This window comes from Amycolatopsis azurea DSM 43854, assembly GCF_001995215.1.
In the GTDB taxonomy this organism is placed as follows: Bacteria; Actinomycetota; Actinomycetes; order Mycobacteriales; family Pseudonocardiaceae; genus Amycolatopsis; species Amycolatopsis azurea.
Genome location: NZ_MUXN01000016.1, coordinates 59,190 through 80,781, shown reverse-complemented (window position 1 = coordinate 80,781; position 21,592 = coordinate 59,190). Strand labels below are relative to the sequence as shown.

The following is a 21,592-nucleotide window of genomic DNA, read 5'->3' as shown; positions in this document are numbered from 1 at the left end:
ATCACGAGTGTCGTCCCTCCCGTCACGCGAAACGGTCCGGCCGTAGGTACCTGAGACACGGTTGGCCCCAACCCGAATCTCCACTCACGGACCACCCCGCCCCGGCGCGCGCCGGGGATCCGAGGGCGGACGCGTGTCCGCCGGCGCAGGTCACGTGATTGGGGCCGTGACTCGCGTGCTTGGGCGAGTTACGGCTTCAAACACGCGAGTCACGGCTCCGAGCACGGGTCTTACGCTTTCCGGAACCGCCAGGTCTTGCTGTCGAAAGCCACGCACCACGAAGGCGACAGCACGACCACCCGCAGGGTCCCGTCGGCGGCGACGTCGATGCCCTCGGTCTCGAAGTTCCCGCTGCACGTGCTCTTCAGTGGGAGTTGCCCCAGCGAGGTCACCCGCCCGGTGACGTCCGAACCGGACAGCGCACTGGAGAGATCCACCTGCAGCAGCGGCTTGGTCGTCCCGAAGAGCGAGCCCTCGGGGTCGTCGGACGAGCACAGCAGGCGCGTCGCGGTGACGAAGTCGCAGCCCTGGATGTCCCGCACCGGCTTGTCGAGCCGGATCGCGGACGAGTAGGGCAGGTTCGCCGACGGGTTCGTGTGCGCGACGCCGGGCATCGGGTGCACGAGGAGCCGGTCCATGGTGCCCCACTCGCCCGCCACCATCCAGCGCGCGTCGGGCGTCACTGCGGCGAACGAGTTGTTGTTCGCTTCCCACGACTCCAGCGCGTGCTTGTAGTTCGCCCATTTCCCGTCGGGCGACTCGACGCGGAAGAGCTTCTCTCCCCTGTCGTCACGCTGGTACGGCTCGACGTACCAGCCCTGGGCGGAGCCCGGGTCGCCGACGTGGCCCCAGCCCTGCGAGGAGAGGTCCACGGGAACGGTGGTGATCCCGGTATAGCGGTAGACGGTCCCGGACGGCCGCTCGATGGTGGCCAGGCCCTGGCCCTCGTCGAGCGGGCGGGCGTTGTCCGAACCGACCGTGGTCCAGCCGGTGACGGCTTGGGCGGCGGCGGGTGAGAACACCGCGACCAACGCGGCGATGGCGAGCACGATCCCGGTTCTACGCATGAAGGCTCCGTCCCGGCGGGGTTTCGCTGGCGGGTACTGATTACCAGCGAATACCGGGACGGGCAGCCACCATGTGAAGGATTTTCAGATTTTGTCCGGTTTCGGACACCGGACGGCCATGGCTCAGTCGCCCGGCTTGAGACCGTCGTAGATCTTCTTGCAGTCCGGGCAGACCGGCGAACCGGGCTTCGCCGACTTCGTCACCGGGAAGACCTCGCCGCACAGCGCCACCACGTGCGTGCCCATGACCGCGCTCTCGGCGATCTTGTTCTTGCGCACGTAGTGGAACATCTTCGGCGCGTCGTCATCGGTGCCGTCGGTGCCCTCGGGACGGGTATCCGGCTTCGGAAGGGTCTGTGTACTCACCCCTCCATAATGCCCCAAATCCTCCTGCGCACACCGGCGACCTGGCAGGATCTCGCCCATGTTCCAGAAGGTGCTCGCGACATTCGGATCGGGCGGGGCGAAGATCGACGCCCGGCTGCTCGACCGCACGGTCTCCCCCGGCAGACCCCTGCGCGGTGAGGTCCTGCTGCTCGGCGGTGAAGTCGATCAAGAGATCAACGGCCTTTCGGTGAAGCTGCTCGCCAGGGTCACCCTCCCGGACGAGCGCCGACCCGGCGTCGAGGACCTCGAGTTCGGCACCCAGCAGCTGGCGGGCAGCGAGCGGATCGGGCCGGGCCAGCAGGTCCGGATCCCGTTCGAGGTCGCCCTGCCCTGGGAGACGCCGATCTCGAGCGTGTTCGGCAAGCCGCTGAACGGCATGGCCGTAGGCCTTCAGACCAGCCTCGACATCGCGAACTCCGTCACCGACCCGGTCGACGTCGACGGCGCAGCGATCGAGCCGCTGCCCGCGCAGAAGCGGATTCTGGATGCCTTCAGCCGGATCGGCTTCGTCTTCCGCGAGGCCGTGCTGGAACGCGGCCGGATCAACGGCGCGACGCAGCAGCTCCCGTTCTTCCAGGAGATCCGCTTCACCCCCTCGCCGCGGTTCGCGCCCGCGTTCACCTCCGTGGCGGTGACGTTCCTGTCCTCTCCGTCGGAGACACAGGTCGTGCTGGAGGTGACCAAACGGGTCCGGGTGTCCAAGAGCGGCGGGTTCGGCGGGCGCGGGCAGGAGTTCCTCGGCCTGTTCAAGGTCGACCACGCCGCGCTGGACCGGGTCAAGTGGGAGCCGCAGCTCGAAGGCTGGCTGCACGAGGTGGCCAAAGCGCGCGGAATCTTCGACTGAGATGGACTGGCCGACCGCGATCACCAGGCTCGGTGGCGATCACCAGATCGCCGCCGTCGCGTGGGACGACCTCCAGACCCGCTACGCCCAGCCGCACCGCCGCTATCACGATCTGCGGCACGTCACGGCCGTCGCCCGCGACAGCGGGGCCCTCGCCGTCGCGTTCGGCCTGAGCTCGCGCGAGCGGGCCCTCGTCGCCATCGCCGCCTGGACGCACGACGTCGTCTACGACGCCCGCCCCGGCGAGGACGAGCAGGCGAGCGCGGCCTGGACCCGCGACGAACTCACCAACGCCCGGGTGCCGGCGGCCGAGATCACCCGCGCGGAGGACCTGGTGCTCAGCACGATCCACCACGCCGCCCCGGACGACGACCTCCTCGCCACCGCCTTGCTCGACGCCGACCTCGCGATCCTCGGTTCTTCGCCGGAGAGCTACACGGAGTACGCGAAGGGCGTCCGGGAGGAGTACTCGATCTACTCCGACGAGGACTGGCGAGCGGGCCGCGCGAGCGTGCTCGAGAACCTGCTGGCCCAGCCGAGGCTGTACCGCAGCGACATCGCGCGGGCACGCTGGGAGAGCAAGGCGCGCGAGAACCTGGCGAACGAACTGACCCGCTGGCGTGGCGCGGAGCCGGATCACCGATGATGTTCGTTCGTGACTCCGCAACTGTCCCTTCACGAAGAGGTCGCCTCCGCCCTCGCCGACGGTGATCCCGTCGTCGCGCTGGAGAGCACCATCCTCTCCCACGGTCTCCCGCCCGGCCGCAACCTCGACGTCGCCCGGCGGCTGGAGAAGGTCGTGCGGGACGGTGGCGCCGTCCCCGCGGCCATCGCCGTGCTCGACGGCGTCCCGCTGATCGGCCTCACCGGCGAGCAGCTGGAACGCGTCTGCGCGCCCGGCGCGGACCTGGACAAGCTCTCCCTGCGCGACATCGGCCCCGCCGTCGGCCTCGGCCGCTCCGGGGCGACGACGGTCGCGAGCACCGCGGCGCTGGCCGCCGCGGCCGGGATCGGCATGTTCGCCACCGGCGGGCTCGGCGGAGTGCACCAAGGCGCGGCTCAGAGCTGGGACGTCTCGGCGGATCTGGGCGTCCTCGCGAAGGTGCCGACCACGGTCGTCTGCTCCGGGGTGAAGTCGGTGCTCGACATCGCCGCGACGCTCGAACTGCTGGAGACCAACTCGGTACCCGTGCTGGGTTACCGGACCGGCGAGTTCCCCGCGTTCTACCTCCGCTCGTCCGGCTTCGAGGTGCCGTGGCGGGTCGACGACGTCACGCAGGCCGCCGCCGTCATCGCGGCGCACCGGGCGCACGCGGATTCCGGTGTGCTGCTGGCGAATCCGATCCCCGAAGCGTCCGAAATGGACAAAGAGCTGCACGACCGGCTGCTCGCCGAGGGGCTGGAACTGCTGAAGTCCCAAGGGGTGCACGGCAAGGACGTCACGCCGGTACTGCTGGAGCACTTCCACACCGCGAGCGACGGGGTGAGCCTCGACGCGAACGAGGCACTGGTCCTGTCCAACGCGGAACTGGCCACCGCGGTGGCCGTCGCGCTCGCCGGGAACGCGGCATGAGCGGCGGCATCGTCGTCGTCGGCGACGTCGGCCTCGACGTGGTCGCGCGGCACGAGGGACCGATCCCGCACGGCGGCGACATCCGCGCGAAGGTCCACTTCACCAGCGGCGGCGCGGGCGCGAACACCGCGCTCTGGCTGCGGGCCGAAGAGGTCGAGACCACGCTGGTCGCCCGGATCGGCGACGACTCCGGCGGCCGGATGGTGAAGAGCGAACTGGAAGCGGCGGGCGTCCGCTGCGAGTTCGCCGTGGACCCCGAGGAACCGACCTTCTGCGTCGTCGTGCTCGTCGACGGCGCCGGTGAGCGGAGCATGCTCGCCGACCGCGCCGCGAACGCGAAGTTCAGCCCCGAGGACATCACCGAGGCGGCGCTGGCCGGGGCGAGTCACCTGCATCTCTCGGGCTACGTCCTGCTGTATCCGTCGTCGCGGCCCGCGGCGCTCGCCTCGCTGGCGGCGGCGAAGAAGGCCGGGCTGACGACGTCGGTCGACCCACAGGCGGCGACGCTGATCACCGATCCGGCGGCCTTCCTCGACGACGTGCGCGGCGTCGACCTGCTGATGCCGAACACGAGCGAACTGGTCGCGCTGACCGGGTCGAGCGATCCCGAAGCGGCGAAGGAACTGCTGGACTACGTCGGCGAAGTCGTGGTCACCGCCGGTCTCGACGGCGCGAGCTGGGTGGACGCGAGCGGCACCATCACTTCGGTGCCTTCGCAGCCCGCGGAGTGCGTCGACTCGACCGGTGCCGGGGACGCCTTCGACGCCGGTGTGCTGGCGGCGTGGCTACGCGGCGAGTCCACCGTGGAGGTCCTGCGCGCGGGCACCCGGCTGGGCGCCCGCGCCGTGGCGAAGGTCGGGCCGCAGCCCTGATCAACCGCCGTCGATGACCTGGTGGCCGCCGCCTTCGATGCGGGTCGGTTCGGCCTGGTAGCGGTTGACCGACTCGCTCTTGCGCGGCGGCCGGTCGTTGGCGACCAGGACGGCGATCCAGGGCAGCGGGATCGAGATCGCGATCAGCGCCAGCGCGAGCCACCAGGTCTGGTAGAAGATCCCGGCGAGGATGAGGCACGGGATGCGGAACGACATCATGATGATGTACTTCCGCTTCCGCTTGGCGAGCTGGTCTTCGTAGGACGGGGCGGCTTCGGTGATCAGCACCGGAGCGGGTTCCCTCGGTTCGGGACCGTGGGCGGGCGCGTTCACAGCACCACCTCCGGCTTCCATGCTCCCACTCCCCGGGCTCATCCGACACCTGGGTGGGTGAACCGGTGCAGGGCCGCGACGACGAGCGTCTCGACACCGGTCGCGAGCGTCGGATGCGGGATCGGCGCGAAGAGCGGCGAGTGGTTGGACGGGATGTCCTGCTCGAACCGTCCGGCGGTCATCGCGGCGATGACCTGCTCCGCGTCCAGCCCGCCGACCAGCCAGAACACCGACGGCACCCCGGCGGCGCGGCCGAACTCGCTGAAGTCCTCGCTGCCGGTGACCAGTGGCGCGGGCATCACGCGGCCGTCGCCGAAGTGGTCGTGGAAGGCGGCCGCGAGACCTTCGGTCGCCTTCTCGTCGTTCTCGGTGACCGGGAACGTGCCGATCCGCTCGATCTCCGGCGGTTTCGGCGCGCCCGCGGTGGCGGCCTCACCGTGGACGATCCGCTCGACGGCCGCGACGACCCGCTCCCGCACCGCCTGGTCGAACGACCGGATGTTGACCTCGAGCACGGCGTGGTCGGCGATGATGTTGTGCGCGGTGCCGACGTGCAGCGAGCCGATGGTCACCACCGCGGATTCGGTCGCCGAGATCTCCCGCGACACGATGGTCTGGAGCTTGAGCACCACCGAGGCGGCGAGCACGGCGGGGTCCACCGTGGTCTCGGGGCGCGAGCCGTGCCCGCCCCGGCCGTGCAGCGTGATGCGGAGCGCGTCGGTGGCCGCCATGATCACGCCCGGCCTGGTGAGCACCCACCCGGCCGGACCGGGGACGACGTGCTGGCCGAGGACGACGTCGGGTTCGCCGGCGGGGCCGAAGACCCCGTCGGCGACCATCCCGACGGCACCGTCCCCGGCTTCCTCACCCGGCTGGAAAACGACCATCAGCGTGCCCGACCAGTGCTCGCGGCCGGACGCGAGCAGCGAGGCGGCGCCGGAGAGCCAGGTGGCGTGCATGTCGTGACCGCAGGCGTGCATGACCGGGACGTCGCGGCCGTCGGCGTCGACCCCGCGCGCGGTGCTCGCGTACGGCAGTCCGGTCTTTTCCTCGACCGGGAGCGCGTCGATGTCGGCGCGCAGCATCACCTTCGGGCCGGGACCGTTGCGCAGCACGCCCAGGACGCCGGTGCGCCCGATTCCGGTGTGCACCTCGTAACCGTCGGCCTTCAGGCGCCGGGCCAGTTCGGCGGCGGTGCGGGTTTCGGCGAACGACAGTTCCGGGTGCCGGTGGAGGTCGGTGTACAGGTCTTCCAATCCGGGCAGCGCCGCTTGCAGCGGTGCCAGGACACGTTCGAGGCTCACGACCACATCCTGGCAGTATTACCGAACGTGAGCACACGAGCGGCCCTCCCCGACCTGTCCGACGACGTCTGCGCGAGGCTGCGGGACGCCTTCCGCCGGACCGGTTACGACACCGACGGTGTGGTCGACGCCCTCGGACCGGCGCACGCCGCACTCGGGCGCGGCGAACCCGAACCCGCTTATCGCGCGACCCGCGACTCCGGCGACCTCGGCACCCTGATCCGGTTGTTCCTGCTGGGGTCGACCGAAGCGGAGAAGGACGTCGAGGCCGCTTTCGCGCCGCTGTCCCTCGATGACGCGGTCGCCGCCACGCTGCTCGTGCCCGCCGCCGACGGCTACCGGGCCGGTCTCGACGTGCGTCCGCACGGCGACGACGAAGGCTCGTGGTGGGTCGTCTCCGACCTCGACGCCGACATCCTGGGCAAGACCGTGCCCGAAGACCACGTGCTCGGCGTCGGCCACGCCTCGATGAGCCTGGTCCGGGCCACCAGCCGCCGCGAGGTCGGCAGCCTGCTCGACGTCGGCACGGGCAACGGCGTCCAGGCGCTGCACGCCACCCGGCACGCGAAGAAGGTCACCGCGACCGACGTCTCGGCCCGCGCGCTGGCATTGGCCGCGGCCACCTTCCGGCTCAACGAACTGGACGTCGAACTCGTCAAGGGCGAATGGTTCGCGCCGGTCGCGCGGCGCCGGTTCGACCAGATCGTCTGCAATCCGCCGTTCGTGGTCGGCCCGCCGCGGGTGGACTACACCTACCGCGACTCCGGTCTCGCCGGCGACGACGCCAGCGCGCTCGTGGTGCGGCAGCTGCCTGGGTTCCTCAACGACGGCGGCACCGGCCAGCTCCTGGCGTCCTGGCTGCACGTCGAGGGCGAGGACTGGGGCGATCGGGTGACCCGCTGGCTGCCCGCCGAGACCGACGCGTGGTTCGTCCAGCGGGACATCGCGGATCCGGGCCTCTATGTCGGCACGTGGCTGCGCGACGCCGGCATCGACCCCCGCTCCCCCGAAGGCCGCGCGAAATCCGGCGCATGGCTCGACTGGTTCGCCGAAAACGACGTCTAGGGCATCGGTTTCGGCTTCGTCACCCTTCGCCGGGCGGGCGGCGCGACCCCGACGATCGTGTGCGAGGACCTGCGCCAGGCCTACGACGACCCGCTGGGCGCCGAAGCGGCGAACTGGCTGGATCGGGTGGAATGGCTGCGCGCCAACGGCGATTCCCTCCTCGATGTCCGTTTCCGGGTCCCGGAAAGCGTTCTTCTGGAGAGCGTCGCCGAGCCGGGCGAGGAGGGCTGGGCCACGACCGTGCGGCGGTTGCACCGCACCGACGGGCCCGGGTGGTCGCACGAGGTCGACGAGCTCGCCACCCGGCTCCTCGCGGGGTGCCAGGGCGCACTGCCGCTGGAGGACCTGATCGTGCTCCTGGCGGCCGCCCAGGGCCTCGAACCGGAGGAGCTGGCCGAAGCCGCGCTGCCGGTCGTCCGGGAACTGGTCCGGCACGGCATGCTCCTCCCCGCCGCCTGATGCGGGCGGTGGTGGCGAGGGTCACGGAAGCGAGCGTGACCGTCGGCGACGAGGTGACGGGCGCCATCGACGAACCAGGATTGCTGGTACTGCTGGGAATCCACGCCGACGACGAGCTGTCGAAGGTGCCCACGATGGCCCGCAAACTGCACGAAGCTCGCATTCTTCGTGACGAGGAGTCGTGTGCCACCGCGGGCGCTCCCCTGCTCGTCGTAAGCCAGTTCACCCTTTACGGGGACACTCGCAAAGGCCGCCGTCCGTCGTGGACGGCGGCCGCCCGCCCCGAGATCGCCGAACCTCTCGTGTCCGCCGTCGTGGACGCCTTGCGCGAACGTGGCGCGCGGGTCGAGACCGGCCGTTTCGGAGCGATGATGGCGGTGCGGAGCGTGAACGACGGTCCCTTCACTCTCCTCATAGAGGTCTAGACCACATAGGTTTCTCCCCCGCGCGGGCATTCTCAGGAAAAGCTCAGGGTTGGTCGAGCAACGTCCCAGGTCAGCCACCCGTCTCTCCTGTAGCGGTCGGGAACGTTTTCGGACCTCCCGGCGTTGAGCCAAGTGTCCAGCCAAGCTGGGCCGACGAGGAGTAGCGGGTTTTCCACAGGGCTTGCTACGCCGAGGCGGATCCGGCGGACAACCGCAGCACGTTCAGCCCGTGACCGGGGAGGCAGAATGTCAGTCCAGACTCTCGAACGCGAAGCGCGCGGGATTCGCGAGCGCCGTATCCCGGCGCAATCCACCCAGGAGCCGGTGAGCACGGGGGCGCTCACCGACGCCGACCTCGACGCCCAGAGCCCGGCCGCGGACCTCGTTCGCGTGTACCTCAACGGAATCGGCAAGACGGCCCTGCTGTCCGCCGCCGACGAGGTCGAGCTGGCCAAGCGCATCGAAGCCGGTGTGTTCGCCCAGCACATGCTGGACACGACCGAAGGTCTCACACCGAAGCGGCGCTCGGAGATGTCCGCGCTCGTGCGTGACGGCCACGTCGCGAAGAACCACCTGCTGGAGGCCAACCTCCGCCTCGTGGTCTCGCTCGCGAAGCGCTACACCGGCCGGGGGATGCCGCTGCTCGACCTGATCCAGGAGGGGAACCTGGGTCTGATCCGCGCGGTGGAGAAGTTCGACTACTCCAAGGGGTTCAAGTTCTCGACCTATGCCACCTGGTGGATCCGCCAGGCCATCACCAGGGGAATGGCCGACCAGGGACGCACCATCCGGCTGCCGGTCCACCTGGTGGAACAGGTGAACAAGCTGGCCCGCATCAAGCGCGATCTGCACCAGCAGCTCGGGCGGGACGCGACCCACGAGGAGCTGGCCGCCGAATCGGGCATCCCGGCGCACAAGATCTCCGACCTGCTCGACCACTCGCGTGACCCGGTGAGCCTCGACATGCCGGTCGGCACCGAGGAGGACGCCCCGCTCGGTGACTTCATCGAGGACTCCGAGGCGACCGACGCCGAGAGCGCCGTGATCTCCGGTCTGCTCCAGGACGACCTGCGCCGCGTGCTCGCGACGCTGGACGACCGGGAGTCCCAGGTGATCCGCCTGCGCTACGGCCTCGACGACGGCCAGCCGCGCACGCTCGACCAGATCGGCAAGCACTTCGGGCTGTCCCGTGAGCGCGTTCGGCAGATCGAGCGAGAGGTCATGTCGAAGCTTCGTCAGGGTGAGCGGGCGGACCGCCTGCGCGCCTACGCTTCGTAGCCTTTCGCTGAGCCCTTTGGGCGCGGAAAAGTGACACCCGTTCGGCAGCGTTGACTTATGACCTGCGTCACGAGACCGTCGAGCAGGTCATTAAGTCTTCGCGGTCGGGTGTTCGCGCCCGGATCGCTTTCCCCGGGAGGTCGGGTCCGTCGGGGTGGGCCCGGCCTCCCGAACTAATTTGTACGGCGCCGCGACAAATTGCAGCGGCGACAATGTGCACTGCGGGAATTGCAGTCGGTCCAGGTGGTCGTGAGTGGTAAGTGACGTTAGAACGTCACTTACCACTCACGACCCACTCGCGTCGGCACCCACTGGCAGTGGCCCCGGTTACTTCAGCCGTGGCCCGTCCGCCCTGGCGCCCGGGCTTGGGTACCGTGAGCGGGTTCCCGATGCCGGCAAAGGAGCCCGCGCAGTGGCGCCCACCACGTTCCAGCACACCGAAGTCCTTCCGCTCGCCAAGGACACCCGCACCGAATACCGGCTTCTCGGCACCGAAGGTGTCGAGGTCGTCGAGGCCGCGGGCCGGAAGTTCCTCAAGGTCGAGCCCGAGGCGCTGACCAAGCTCGCCAAGACCGCGATCACCGACATCCAGCACCTGTTGCGCTCGTCACACCTGGCCCAGCTGCGCGCGATCGTCGACGACCCCGAGGCCAGCGGCAACGACCGGTTCGTCGCGATGGACCTGCTGCGCAACGCGGCGATCTCCGCAGGCGGCGTCCTCCCGATGTGCCAGGACACCGGCACCGCGATCGTGATCGGCAAGCGCGGCGAAGGCGTGCTCACCGGCGCCGACGACGAGCGCGCGCTGTCCCGGGGCATTTTCGACGCCTATCAGGAGCTGAATCTGCGCTATTCGCAGATGGCGCCGGTGAATTTCTGGGATGAGCGGAATACCGGCACGAACCTGCCCGCGCAGATCGAGCTTTATCACAAAGACGGTCAAGGCGACCCGAGCTACGAATTCCTGTTCATGGCCAAGGGCGGCGGCAGCGCGAACAAGACGTTCCTCTATCAGGAAACGAAAGCGGTCCTGAACCCGAAGCGGCTCGCGAAGTTCCTCGACGAGAAACTGCGCAGCCTCGGCACCGCCGCCTGCCCGCCGTACCACCTCGCGATCGTCGTCGGCGGCACGTCGGCGGAGTTCAATCTGAAGGTCGCGAAGCTGGCTTCGGCCCGCTATCTCGACGACCTCCCCACCGAGGGTTCCGAGCTGGGCCACGGTTTCCGCGACGTCGACCTCGAACAGCAGGTACTGGAGATGACGCGCCAGTTCGGTATCGGCGCGCAGTTCGGCGGCAAGTACTTCTGCCACGACGTCCGCGTGATCCGCCTGCCGCGCCACGGCGCGTCCTGCCCGGTCGGCGTGGCCGTCTCGTGCTCGGCCGACCGTCAGGCCAAGGCGAAGATCACCGCCGACGGCGTGTTCCTGGAGCAACTGGAACGCGACCCGGCACAGTTCCTGCCGGACGTCACCGAGGACGACCTGTCCGACGAGGTCGTGACCGTCGACCTGAACCGGCCGATGGCCGAGATCCGCGCGCAGCTCTCGCAGCTGCCGGTGAAGACGCGCCTGTCGCTGACCGGCCCGCTCGTCGTCGCCCGCGACATCGCGCACGCGAAGATCGCCGAGCGGCTCGACGCGGGTGAAGAGATGCCGCAGTACCTTCGCGACCACCCCGTGTACTACGCGGGCCCGGCGAAGACGCCCGAGGGCTACGCGTCGGGTTCCTTCGGGCCGACCACCGCGGGCCGGATGGACTCCTACGTCGAGCAGTTCCAGGCCGCCGGCGGCTCGCTGGTGATGCTGGCGAAGGGCAACCGGTCCAAGAAGGTGACCGCCGCGTGCAACGAGCACGGCGGGTTCTACCTCGGCTCGATCGGTGGCCCGGCCGCGCGGCTCGCGCAGGACTGCATCAAGAAGGTCGACGTCCTCGAGTACGCCGAGCTGGGGATGGAAGCGGTCTGGAAGATCGAGGTCGAGGACTTCCCCGCGTTCATCGTCATCGACGACAAGGGCAACGACTTCTTCGAGGCCACTTCGGAACCGGTACTGCAGATCAGCTTCCGCTGACACCCGGGTCCGTGAAGGCCTCCTTGAGGGACTCTGGGTCCCTCAAGGAGGCCTTCACGGACTTCCGGCGAGCCGTCACCGCATCTGCTTCAGCACCACGGTCCGCTCACCCAGCGGCGACGACAGCGCCACCGAGATCACCGGATGCCGGATGTCCATGGTGCACATCTGGCCCGTCTGGCCCTTCAGTTCGGTCAGGTTGACGGTGACACGGTTCCCGTCCTGCTGCGCGGCCTCCGCCGTCGCGTGCCCGCAGCCGCCTTCCTGGCCGCGGATGTTCAGGATCGTCCCGCCGTTGCTGGTGTACACCTCACGCGGGTAGTCCGCGGGCAGCGCCGACGCGTCGAGCTGCTTGTCCGGCAGCTTCGTGCTGCCTTCCGGGACCTCCTGCCGCGGCGCGCCCGGCTGCCCGGGCAGGCTGCCCGGCACGGAAGGCGCCGATGTCGGCGCCGAGGACGGCGGCACGGTCGGCGACGGCGGGACGGTACTCAGGGTGCCGCTCCCGGGTCCGGCCGCGGGTTCCGCCGCCTGGTTCTGCGCCCCGCAGGCGGATACCGCAACGACGATCAGGCCAAGGCCGATGACATTCGTTAAGTACCTCATGCGACTGGGACGGAACGAAGCCTCCGTGGGGTTGCACATGATCTCAACCCGCTTCCAGGACGACGGCCCGCGAGCCGACCGGCTCGGCGAGTTTCACCGGCAGGACGGCGTAGCGGATGACCTGCGGGCACATCTGGCCCGGCTTGCCGTGGTCGATCTTCACCTTGACCACGACCCGCTGCGCGTTCTCTTCGGCGAGGTTCGCCGTCGCCTCGTCGCAGCCGCTCAGTTCGATGTGCACGTTCAGGCCGCCGTTCTCCGCGCTGACCTGCGCGGGCACCTTCGCGTTGACCTGGGACGGCGGCAGCATCTTGTCCATCGGCGGCGGGCCGACGGTCGGCCGCGACATCGGTGGTTTCGCCACCGGCGGGCTCGCCGGGAGCGAGGTGGGCAGATCCGAGGGACTGGTGACCGGTGGGGTGCTCGTGTTCGCCGGTGCTCCCGGGCCGCCCGCGCCGCAGGCGGCCGCGGCGACGAGCACGAGCCCCGCGCCCAGCGTCTTCGCTGCGTTCTTCATGGCGGCTAGACGGAGCCACGACCCCATCGGGTTGCATCAACGCTGTGTCCTTCAACGCTGGGCGGCCCGCCCGCGGGCCAGTCCGAGGATCACCACCCCGGCGAGGGTGACGGCCAGCAGCAGCACCGTGCTCGCCGACGCCAGGAACACCTGCCCCCGGTCCGTGAGCGCGAAGATGCTCGCGGGCAGTGTGCGCCAGTCCGGCGGGTACAGCATCATCGTCGCGCCCAGTTCGCCCATCGACATCGCCAGCGCGAGACTCGCCGACGCCGAGATCGACGGCAGCAGCACCGGCAACCGCACCCGCAGCAGCACACGGACCGGCCCCGCGCCGAGGCTCGCCGCGGCCTGCGCCAGCAACGGGTCCATCCGCGCGATAGCGGCGGAGACGGTGCTGTAGGAGAACGGCAGCAGGATCATCACGTGCCCGAGCAGCACGATCCAGCGCGTGCCGTTGAAGGCCAGCGGAGGACGGCTGAACGCGACCAGCAGCGCCAGTCCCAGCACCACCGACGGCACCGCGATCGGCAGGTGGAACAGGGTGTCGACCACCTTCCGCAGCTTGGACGGCGCGGACTGCGACGCGAGCGCGGCCCACGTCCCCAGCAGTACCGAGAACGCCGACGCGATGACCCCGGTCTGGATGCTCACCGAGAGGCTCGCGAACGTCTCCCCGGACAACGCCTGCGCGAAATGCGACCCGGTGAGCGCTCCCGGCAGCAATCCCGTCCAGTTCCCGGCGACCGAAGCCAGCACGATCATCAGCAGCGGCGCCAGCACGATCGCGGTGAACAGCACCGCGAACACCGCCCACAGCAGGAAACGGCTACGCCTGGTCCACAGCAGCATGACGGCCTCCCTTCGTCAGTCGCCGGTAGGTTCCGTACAGCGCGAGGGAGAACACGACGTTGACCACCGCGATGACGCACGCCTGCGGGAAGTCGAAGGTGACGATTCCCTTGCCGTAGACCAGCATCGGCAACGTCGTGACGTCCTTGGCGCCGAGGAACAGCACGATGCCGAACTCGTTCATCGCCAGCAGCATGGTCAGGCAGGCGCCGGAAGCCAGTGACGGCAAGGCCTCCGGCAGGATCACCTGGCGCAGCACGCGGCCGGGTTTCGCGCCGAGGCTGGCCGCGACCTCCATCTGCGCCGACGACACCTGGCCGAACGCGGCGAGCGCCGGGCGCATCACGAACGGTGTGTAGAAGGTGATCTCCGCCAGCAGGATCCCGAACGGCGAGTACAGGAACCCGCCCGCGCCGAGGATGCCCGCGCTGCCGTAGATGAAGGTGAACGCGAGCGCGATGAGGAACGAGGGGAACGCGAGCACGGTGTCCACCAGCCGCGAAAGCGTCCGCGCGCCGGGGAACGGCACGAAGGCGATCACCAGCGCGAGGAACGTCCCGAGCACCACGCAGCCCGCGGTGGCGCCGAGGGCGAGCGCGACGGTCTTCCAGGCGGCGTCCCGGAATTCCGCCGAGCCCAGGACGTCGAGCCACACCGAAAGACCGAATTCGCCGGACTTCGATTCCAGGGACTGGAGCACGACCAGCACCAGCGGGTAGCCGAAGAAGCCGAGCAGGACGAGCACCGGTGGCAGCAGGAGCCAGCCGCGGCCGGGCTGTTTCTCCCGCCGCCGCGCCGGTGCCGCCGCGGCGGCCAGGGCGAGGCCGGTCATCCGATGCCCACCAGCGGACAACCGTCCGGAATGGACACTCCGACCTTCTCCCCCACCCCGGGCAGCCCCTCGACGTCCGGTACCTCGGCCCGGACCTCGCCGCCGTCGTGCGCGAGTTCGAGGTCGAGCCGGAAGCCCGTGCCGCGCCATTGCACACCGCGCAGCACGGCGGGCAGCGCGCCCGGGGTGTCCACCGCGGTGATCCCGACCCGGTGCGGCCGCACGCCGAGCGCGACGGACTGCCCGGCCCGGAACGTCCCGGACGGGTCGGCCGCCAGTTCGCGGTCGCCGAGCCGGACCCGGGTGCCATCGGGCTGGATCAGCTCCACCGGGATGAGGTTGGACGCGCCGAGGAAACTCGCGGTGAACTCCGTCGAGGGCCGCTGGTAGAGCTCGCGGCTCGGCCCGAGTTCGACCAGCTTCGAGTCGCGCATGACGGCGATCCGGTCGGCCAGCGCCAGCGCCTCGCCCTGATCGTGGGTGACGTAGAGCAGCGTGGTGTCGGGCAGTTCCGCCCGCAGCCGCAGCAGTTCCGCGACCATGTCCTCGCGCAGGGCGGCGTCCAAAGCGGACAGTGGTTCGTCCAGCAGCAGTACCCGCGGCCGGATCGCCAGCGCCCGCGCGAGCGCGACGCGCTGCTGCTGCCCGCCCGAAAGTTCACGCGGGTAGCGGCGGGCGTAGTCGCCCATCCCGACCAGTTCCAGCGCCTCGGTGACCCGGCTCGCCGTCTCGGCACGCGGTGTTTTCCTTGCCTTGAGGCCGAAGGCGACGTTGGCCTCGACCCGCATGTGCGGGAACAGCGCGTAGCTCTGGACGACCACGCCGAGGCCGCGCCGGTGCGGCGGCAGTTCGGTGACGTCTTCGCCGTCGAGCAGGACCCGGCCGGTGCTCGGCACGACGAAGCCCGCGAGTGCCTTCAGGGCCGTCGACTTGCCGGAGCCGGACGGTCCGAGCATGGCAAGGGTCTCCCCTCTAGCCACCGTGAGGTCCAGTGGCGAGAGGGCGGTCGTCTGTCCGAAGCGGACGGACACCCCGCGGAACTCGACCGCCGGGGTCATCGGCCCACGGCCTTCTTGTACGCGGCGAGGTCGGCGTCGAGCTTCGCGAGGATGGCGTCCCAGTCCGGCTGCCAGATCTCGACGCCGTCGAGGGCGGCCTTCACCTTGTCCGCCCGCGGCCCGGACGGCGTGACGTCGGTCCGCGACGGGGCGCCGAAGGCGTCGACGGCCTTGCCCTGCACCTCGGGCGAGAGCAGGAAGTCCAGGAACTTCTTGGCGTTCTCGGCGTGCGGGGCGTTGTTCACGAGACCGGCGTAGTACGGGAGCGCGAACGTGGACCGCTTGCCCTGCGCGTCGGCCGGGAAGAAGAGGTCGAAGCCGCCGCTCTTCTCGATTTCGGCGAGGTTCATCTGGACGTCGCCGTTGGCCACCAGGATCTCGGCCTTGGCGACCTTCGGCTGGAGCTTGCCGGTGGAGGACGACGGGCCGACGTTGTTGGCTTCGAGCCTCGCGAGGTAGTCGAGCGCGCCCTGGTCGCCGAGGACGTGCTGGAGCTGGAGCAGGACCGCGGTGCCGTCGCCCGCCTCGCCGGGGGTGGAGTACTGGAGCTTGCCTTTGAGCGCGGGCGCCAGGAGGTCGTCCCAGGTCTTGGGCGAGGCCTGCGGGTTGCGGATGAAGCTGAGGTAGTTGTTCATGACGGCGAAGTAGCGGCCCTGGGCGTCCTTCTGCCCGGCGGGGACCTGCTCGATGCCGGACGGCGCCGTGGCGGCGAGCAGGCCCTGGGACGCGGCGCGCTGGATGAACGGCGGGAGCGTGACGAGGATGTCGGCCTGGGTGTTGGCCTTCTCCTTCTCCACCCGCGAGGCGACCTCGCCGGATCCGGCGGTGACCGCCTGGACGGTGATGCCGGTCTTGGCCTTGAACTCCTCGACGCGCTGGGCGTACCAGTCTTCGAGACCGTCCACTGTGTACATCGTGACGGTCTGGTCGCCGGACGCGCCGCCGGCGGTGCCACCACAGGCGGCCAGGGTGATCGTGAGCAGCCCGGCGAGGGCGGCGGCCGCGAGTTTCTTCATGTCGTCAAAGCTCCTTTTAGGACAGCAGGGCGGGGAGATCGCGGACGGATTCGAGGACGTGGGTGGCGCCGGCGGCGTCGAGTTCGGGTTTCTTCGCCGATCCCGTGAGCACTCCGGCGACGATCGACGCACCGGCGGAAAGCCCGGTCTGGACGTCCGACGGGGTGTCACCGGCGACGGCGATGCGACGGACGTCGCTGATCTCGAGCCGCAGCGCGGCGGCGAGGACGAGGTCGGGGAACGGGCGGCCGCGAACGCCCTCACCCGGCGCGAACACGGCGTCGGCGAGGCCGTGCCAGCCCAGCGCGTCCAGGATGGCGTTCTGGGTGCTCGCGGCGAAGCCGGTGGTGAGCGCGACCTTCACGCCTTGGGCGCGCAGCTCCTGGATGGTGTCCTCGGCGCCGGGGATCGGCTCGCAGTGGCCGTCGGCGACGAGTTTGCCGTAGGCGTCCTGGAAAGCGGAATTCGCGTGCTGGGCCAGCTTTTCGTCGCCGTCGAGCAGGGCACGGAAGACGACGATCTTGGACTGGCCCATGGTTTCGACGACGTAGTCGAGCATTCCGGCGAACCGGCTGTCCTCTTCGGGCACTCCGGCGGCGGCGATCGCCTCGGTGAAGGCGCGGATCACCAGGCCGTCGTCGGCGACGGTGGTCCCGGCCATGTCCAGGACGACGAGTTCGGTGTTCACCATGAAAGCTCCTCGGCGGTGTCTTCGGCGATGGCGGGGGAACAGGTCATGCCCCGGCCGCCCGGCCCGGTGACGAGCCAGGCGTTGTCCGCGACGCGGGCGCGGTGGACGATCCGGGAGGTGTCGGTGGTCTGGGCGTAGACCCCGGCCCAGCGGCGGGCGATCCGCGGGAGCGGCCGTCCGAGCAGCGCACCGGCGACCTCGGCGAGGTGGTCGTACGGGTCTTCGGTGGTGTCGAAGGAGAACGGCTCGTCGTACTCGTGGGTGTCGCCGATGGTCAGCGAGCCGTCGAGGCGCTGGACCATGAGCAGCTGCATCTTGTTGACCGCGGCGATCTCGCCCTGCGGCTGGCCCGCGTTGAGCCCGTCGAGCGCCTCGCCGCGGTACGCCGGGTAGTAGCGGAAGCTGTCCGCGTCGGCGACCGTGGTGGTGAGGGTTTCGCCGAGCGGCTCGGTCTGGGCCATCTGCAGCCGCACCCGGCGGACCGGGGCCGGCCCGGCGAGTTCCTTGACCAGGCCGCCGGTCCAGGCGCCGGTGCACAGCACGACGACGTCGCCTTCGTGGGTCTCGCCGGTGTCGTCGACGACGCCACGATCGGTCAGGTCGCGGATCTCGCGGCCGGGCACCCAGGTGTAGCGGCCGGATTTCGCCAGTTCGGCGCGCAGCGCGGGCTGGGCGACGCGCGGTTCGACGGCGGCGTCGCGATCGCACCAGAGCGCGCCGAGGAAGTCGCCGCGCAGGGCCGGGTTCAGCTCACGGGTCGCGGCGGCGTCGAGCAGCTTGAAACCGCGGTCCTCGGTGGTCGCGGCCGCGGCCTCGGCGACGGCGAGTTCGGCCTCCGTGCGGACGACGGTGAGGGAGCCGTTCGGCCGGAAGCCGATCCCTTCGACGCGTTCGCCGATGCGCTGCCACAGCACCCGCGCCCGCGCGGCCGTCTCCAGTTCGAGGCCGCCGGCGCGGCCACCGACCCAGACCAGCCCGAAGTTCCGCACGGACGCGCCCCGGGCCTCGGGTTCGCGTTCGATCTGGACGACGTCGTGGCCGCGTTCGACGGCCTGCCAGGCGTGCTGAGTGCCGAGCACTCCGCCGCCGATGATGAGGATTCGCACACCGCAGACGCTCGCCTGCGCGCACCAACGCTCCGTGACCCCGGCCCTAACTCCAGGTGAAGTACCCCCGAAATGTGGACCAGACCTGTTATCTTTGCGTTACATTACCCCCGCGTTCCGTCCTCTGCTCGCGGTCGTTGAACCTGCAACCACCGCATCCAGAGGACTAAACGCGCGAGGAGGTCACTCCACGCGGCCCAGGCGGGTCTCGAAGGAAAGCCGGTCGCCCCGGAACAGCGACCGGACGCGCTCGAACGGGACGCCGTCGGCGCCCCAGGAGGTCCGGTGCATCAGCAGCATCGGCAGTGCCGGGTTCGTCCCGATCAGCAGCGCCTCACGCGGCGTGGCGAGCACGGTCTCGACCCGCTCCTCGGCGCCGTCGAAGACCACGCCGAGCCTTTCCCGCAAACAGGCGTAGAGCGACTGTGTGGGATCGAACACATCCATCAGCGTCGGGAATCGCGCGGCGGTGAGATAGGTCGATTCCAGCCCGACCCGCTCGTCGTCGGCGAGCAGCACCCGCTCGATGTGGATGACGTCGTCGTCGGGATCGATTTCCAGTTCCGAACCCAGCGACGGGCCCGCCTCCCGGCGTTCCAGTGAGATCAGATTCCGGCCGGGTTGAATGCCCTGCCTCCTGAGTCCTTCCGTGTAACTCACCAAGGCGAGCGGCTGGACGAGCTTGGGGCCCGCGACGTACGTGCCGCTCCCCTGTCGCCTGCTGAGACGGCCTTCGAGCACGAGTTCACCGACGGCCTGGCGGACCGTCGCGCGGGAAACCTCGAATCGTTCGGACAGTTCCCTTTCTGTGGGAAGTACCGCTCCCTGGCCCAATTCGGCGATCACGTCGAGCAGATCGACTTTGACCGCGTAATAGCGGGGAATGCGGCCGTGCTCGGGAATTCCGTCCCGGACCGGGCCCTCGGCGGGCGGATGAACTCTGGGCGAACGCGCTTTCACGATCCAGATCCTAGAGCGAATTCCCCGTGCCTGTACTGACCCGAACGAAGTGTTCATGCCACGCTCACACTCGTGGACGAAAAGGGCACACTCATTCGGCGGATCGGCACCCGCGACGCGGTCTTCATCGGGCTCGGCTCGATGATCGGGGCGGGGGTCTTCGTCGCGTTCGCGCCCGCCGCCCGCGCCGCCGGGGCGTGGCTGCCCGCCGGGCTCGCCATCGCGGCCGTCATCGCCTATTGCAACGCGACGTCGTCGGCCCGGCTGGCCGCGCTGTACCCCGCGTCCGGCGGGACCTACGTCTACGGCCGGGAACGGCTGGGCGAGTTCTGGGGTTATCTGGCCGGCTGGGGTTTCGTGGTCGGCAAGACGGCCAGCTGCGCGGCCATGACCCTGACCGTGGTCACCTACGCCGCGCCCGGGCTCGGGCAGCCGTGGCGGAGCGTGTTCGCGGTGGCCGTCGTGGCGGCGCTGACCGGGCTGAACTATCGCGGCGTCCAGCGCTCGGCGTTCGCGACCAGGGTGATCGTGTCGATCACGCTGACGATCCTGGCGCTGGCCGTCGAGGCGATGCTCTTCGGCGGCACGATGCGGTCCGGGTCGCCCGGCCCGCTGATCGCCCCTGGCGCCGGCGGCGTTCTCGAAGCCGCGGGCCTGCTGTTCTTCGCGTTCGCGGGCTACGCGCGGATCGCGACGCTGGGCGAGGAGGTCCGCGATCCGGCGCGCACCATCCCCCGCGCCGTGCCGATCGCCCTCGGGCTGGCGCTCGTCGTCTACGCCGTCCTCGCCTTCGTCCTGCTGTACCAGCTCGGTCCGGAGCTGCTGGGCCGCAGCCCGGACCCGATCGCGGAGGGGGTCGAAAGGTCGTCCTGGTCCTGGCTCACCCCCGTGGTGCGAGTGGGCGCCGTCCTCGCCGCGCTGGGCTCGTTGCTCGCGCTCGTGCTGGGTGTCTCACGGACCACGCTGGCCATGGCACGAGACGGCCACCTTCCTCGCTTCCTGGCCGCGGTACACCCTCGCTTCGGGGTCCCGCACCGGGCCGAGACGGCCGTCGGTGTCGTCGTCGCCCTCCTCGCGAGCACTCTCGACCTTCGCGGCGCGATCGGCTTTTCGTCCTTCGCTGTGCTCGCCTATTACGCCGTGGCGAACGTCAGCGCGCTGACCCTGCCCAAAGGTCGGGTGATCCCTGCTTTCGGCCTGCTCGGGTGCGCCGTGCTCGCATTCAGTCTTCCGGCGGTTTCGGTGCTCACCGGTTGCGGAGTACTGGCGTTGGGCGCTCTGGGCTACGCCATTCGTCGGCAGTTCGCTGCGAACGTCCGTTAATCACCACCATCGGCCGAAAGATCCGAAGAAAGTTGGTTGTCCGGGCGTATCCGCACCTGCTGTAGTCAGATGGCCGCAGTCAGTCTCCCTGCCTCCACTGTGGACAGCCGGAAGGAATGAACCCTTGGACATCAAGCGTCGGTTCAGCCTGCTCAAAAAGACCCTGATCGCCGTCGCGGCGGCCGGAACCCTGGCGGGTCTCGCCACGGCTCCCCCTGCCGCGGCCGCTCAGCCGCCGTCCACCGACGTGGTCGGCGGAACCCGGGCCGCTCAGGGTGAATTCCCTTGGATGGTCAGGCTTTCCATGGGCTGCGGTGGTGCGCTCTACACCTCGCAGATCGTGCTGACGGCCGCGCACTGCGTGTCGCGGACCGGAGCCAACACCAGCATCACCGCCACTCTCGGCGTCGTGGACCTGCAGAGCGGCTCGGCCAAGAAGGTCAAGTCGACCTACGTGCACCGGTCGCCGACCTACCCCACCTCCACCGGTGGTGACTGGGCCCTGATCAAGCTCGCGAGCCCGGTCACCGGGATCGCGACACTGCCGATCGCCACCACGACGGCCTACAACAGCGGCACGTTCACCGTCGCCGGCTGGGGTGCCGCGTCCGAGGGCGGCGCGCAGCAGCGTTACCTGCTCAAGGCGAACGTCCCGTTCGTCTCCGACGCGACCTGCAAGGCGCAGGGCGGCAGCTACGCCGACCTGATCGACAGCGCCGAGATCTGCGCGGGCAACGTCAACTCCGGTGGCGTCGACACCTGCCAGGGTGACTCGGGCGGCCCGATGTTCCGTCGCGACGCCAACAACGCCTGGATCCAGGTCGGCATCGTCAGCTGGGGCGAAGGCTGCGCGCGGGCGCACGCTCCCGGCGTCTACGCCGAGGTGAGCACCTTCGCGACCGCGATCAAGAACGCGGCCGCCGGGTTGTAGGTTTCGTCGCTTCGGTCGCACGGCATGC

The 21,592-nt window shown here is 69.8% G+C and carries 22 protein-coding genes and 1 pseudogene; 10 read left to right on the top strand and 13 right to left on the bottom strand.

The features are described from left to right. Window positions 1–230 precede the first annotated feature (230 nt). Window positions 231–1,067 (bottom strand): hypothetical protein, encoded by an 837-nt coding sequence (locus B0293_RS21470; protein WP_005164471.1) that lies wholly within the window; start codon window positions 1,065–1,067, stop codon window positions 231–233. A gap of 123 nt (window positions 1,068–1,190) precedes the next feature. Next, the gene (locus B0293_RS21465; RefSeq protein ID WP_005164469.1) at window positions 1,191–1,433 is read right to left on the bottom strand and encodes a DUF3039 domain-containing protein; all 243 of its coding nucleotides are present in this window, start codon (window positions 1,431–1,433) and stop codon (window positions 1,191–1,193) included. A gap of 58 nt (window positions 1,434–1,491) precedes the next feature. Here B0293_RS21465 and B0293_RS21460 point away from each other — a divergent pair, with 58 nt between their 5' ends. The 4 genes from B0293_RS21460 to B0293_RS21445 are packed head-to-tail and all read left to right on the top strand — an operon-like array spanning window position 1,492 to window position 4,743. Next, window positions 1,492–2,298: a sporulation protein gene (locus tag B0293_RS21460; RefSeq protein WP_005164468.1), complete on the top strand. Its 807-nt coding sequence runs from the start codon at window positions 1,492–1,494 to the stop codon at window positions 2,296–2,298. Window position 2,299: 1 nt separating this feature from the next. Then, on the top strand, window positions 2,300–2,944 hold the full coding sequence (locus B0293_RS21455; protein WP_005164467.1) for an HD domain-containing protein: 645 nt from the start codon (window positions 2,300–2,302) through the stop codon (window positions 2,942–2,944). 9 nt (window positions 2,945–2,953) lie between these two features. Further along, entirely contained in the window at window positions 2,954–3,871 is a 918-nt protein-coding gene (locus B0293_RS21450; protein ID WP_005164466.1) for a pseudouridine-5'-phosphate glycosidase, read from the top strand. Next, window positions 3,868–4,743, top strand: coding sequence for a carbohydrate kinase family protein (locus tag B0293_RS21445; protein WP_005164465.1), 876 nt, complete (start codon window positions 3,868–3,870; stop codon window positions 4,741–4,743). Before B0293_RS21450 ends, B0293_RS21445 begins: the two co-directional genes overlap by 4 nt. Here the strand turns inward: B0293_RS21445 and B0293_RS21440 are convergent, their stop codons facing one another. Next, window positions 4,744–5,097, bottom strand: a complete 354-nt coding sequence (locus B0293_RS21440; protein ID WP_005164464.1) for a DUF3099 domain-containing protein — start codon at window positions 5,095–5,097, stop codon at window positions 4,744–4,746. It abuts the gene before it with no gap. A 17-nt stretch (window positions 5,098–5,114) separates the two neighbouring features. After that, on the bottom strand, window positions 5,115–6,380 hold the full coding sequence (locus tag B0293_RS21435; protein WP_005164463.1) for an amidohydrolase: 1,266 nt from the start codon (window positions 6,378–6,380) through the stop codon (window positions 5,115–5,117). Window positions 6,381–6,407: 27 nt separating this feature from the next. On the opposite strand from B0293_RS21435, the pseudogene B0293_RS21430 reads away from it, so the two are divergent. The 4 genes and pseudogenes from B0293_RS21430 to B0293_RS21415 all read left to right on the top strand — a co-directional run bounded on the left by B0293_RS21430 (window position 6,408) and on the right by B0293_RS21415 (window position 11,678). Then, window positions 6,408–7,904, top strand: a pseudogene (locus B0293_RS21430) (DUF7782 domain-containing protein). Further along, on the top strand, window positions 7,904–8,329 hold the full coding sequence (gene dtd / locus B0293_RS21425) for a D-aminoacyl-tRNA deacylase (RefSeq protein WP_039919263.1): 426 nt from the start codon (window positions 7,904–7,906) through the stop codon (window positions 8,327–8,329). The pseudogene B0293_RS21430 and the gene dtd overlap by 1 nt, the downstream one beginning before the upstream one ends. A 246-nt stretch (window positions 8,330–8,575) precedes the next feature. Continuing rightward, window positions 8,576–9,607, top strand: a complete 1,032-nt coding sequence (locus B0293_RS21420; RefSeq protein WP_039919262.1) for a sigma-70 family RNA polymerase sigma factor — start codon at window positions 8,576–8,578, stop codon at window positions 9,605–9,607. A 412-nt stretch (window positions 9,608–10,019) separates the two neighbouring features. Further along, window positions 10,020–11,678 (top strand): fumarate hydratase, encoded by a 1,659-nt coding sequence (locus B0293_RS21415; protein WP_005164456.1) that lies wholly within the window; start codon window positions 10,020–10,022, stop codon window positions 11,676–11,678. A 75-nt stretch (window positions 11,679–11,753) separates the two neighbouring features. Here the strand turns inward: B0293_RS21415 and B0293_RS21410 are convergent, their stop codons facing one another. The 9 genes from B0293_RS21410 to B0293_RS21370 all read right to left on the bottom strand — a co-directional run bounded on the left by B0293_RS21410 (window position 11,754) and on the right by B0293_RS21370 (window position 19,310). Beyond that, entirely contained in the window at window positions 11,754–12,281 is a 528-nt protein-coding gene (locus B0293_RS21410) for a hypothetical protein (protein ID WP_039919261.1), read from the bottom strand. Between the two features lie 43 nt (window positions 12,282–12,324). Next, window positions 12,325–12,798, bottom strand: a complete 474-nt coding sequence (locus tag B0293_RS21405) for a hypothetical protein (RefSeq protein WP_005164452.1) — start codon at window positions 12,796–12,798, stop codon at window positions 12,325–12,327. Between the two features lie 51 nt (window positions 12,799–12,849). Continuing rightward, window positions 12,850–13,647, bottom strand: coding sequence for an ABC transporter permease (locus B0293_RS21400; protein WP_005164449.1), 798 nt, complete (start codon window positions 13,645–13,647; stop codon window positions 12,850–12,852). Beyond that, window positions 13,625–14,479 carry a 2-aminoethylphosphonate ABC transporter permease subunit gene (locus B0293_RS21395; protein WP_005164446.1) on the bottom strand — a complete coding sequence of 285 codons (855 nt, stop codon included), beginning with the start codon at window positions 14,477–14,479 and terminating at the stop codon, window positions 13,625–13,627. The genes B0293_RS21400 and B0293_RS21395 overlap by 23 nt, the downstream gene beginning before the upstream one ends. After that, entirely contained in the window at window positions 14,476–15,537 is a 1,062-nt protein-coding gene (locus tag B0293_RS21390) for an ABC transporter ATP-binding protein (RefSeq protein ID WP_039919260.1), read from the bottom strand. Before B0293_RS21390 ends, B0293_RS21395 begins: the two co-directional genes overlap by 4 nt. After that, a complete protein-coding gene (locus tag B0293_RS21385; protein WP_005164438.1) occupies window positions 15,534–16,553 on the bottom strand; it encodes a 2-aminoethylphosphonate ABC transporter substrate-binding protein in 1,020 nt (339 codons plus the stop codon). The genes B0293_RS21390 and B0293_RS21385 overlap by 4 nt, the downstream gene beginning before the upstream one ends. A 16-nt stretch (window positions 16,554–16,569) precedes the next feature. After that, entirely contained in the window at window positions 16,570–17,244 is a 675-nt protein-coding gene (locus B0293_RS21380; protein WP_005164435.1) for a phosphonatase-like hydrolase, read from the bottom strand. Further along, entirely contained in the window at window positions 17,238–18,350 is a 1,113-nt protein-coding gene (locus B0293_RS21375) for a TIGR03364 family FAD-dependent oxidoreductase (protein WP_005164433.1), read from the bottom strand. Before B0293_RS21375 ends, B0293_RS21380 begins: the two co-directional genes overlap by 7 nt. Window positions 18,351–18,533: 183 nt before the next feature. After that, window positions 18,534–19,310: a GntR family transcriptional regulator gene (locus tag B0293_RS21370; RefSeq protein ID WP_005164431.1), complete on the bottom strand. Its 777-nt coding sequence runs from the start codon at window positions 19,308–19,310 to the stop codon at window positions 18,534–18,536. Between the two features lie 72 nt (window positions 19,311–19,382). Here B0293_RS21370 and B0293_RS21365 point away from each other — a divergent pair, with 72 nt between their 5' ends. Together B0293_RS21365 and B0293_RS21360 are read left to right on the top strand one after the other, a co-directional pair. Continuing rightward, window positions 19,383–20,633 carry an APC family permease gene (locus B0293_RS21365; RefSeq protein WP_005164428.1) on the top strand — a complete coding sequence of 417 codons (1,251 nt, stop codon included), beginning with the start codon at window positions 19,383–19,385 and terminating at the stop codon, window positions 20,631–20,633. Between the two features lie 124 nt (window positions 20,634–20,757). Next, on the top strand, window positions 20,758–21,564 hold the full coding sequence (locus B0293_RS21360; protein ID WP_005164424.1) for a S1 family peptidase: 807 nt from the start codon (window positions 20,758–20,760) through the stop codon (window positions 21,562–21,564). Window positions 21,565–21,592: the final 28 nt, after the last annotated feature.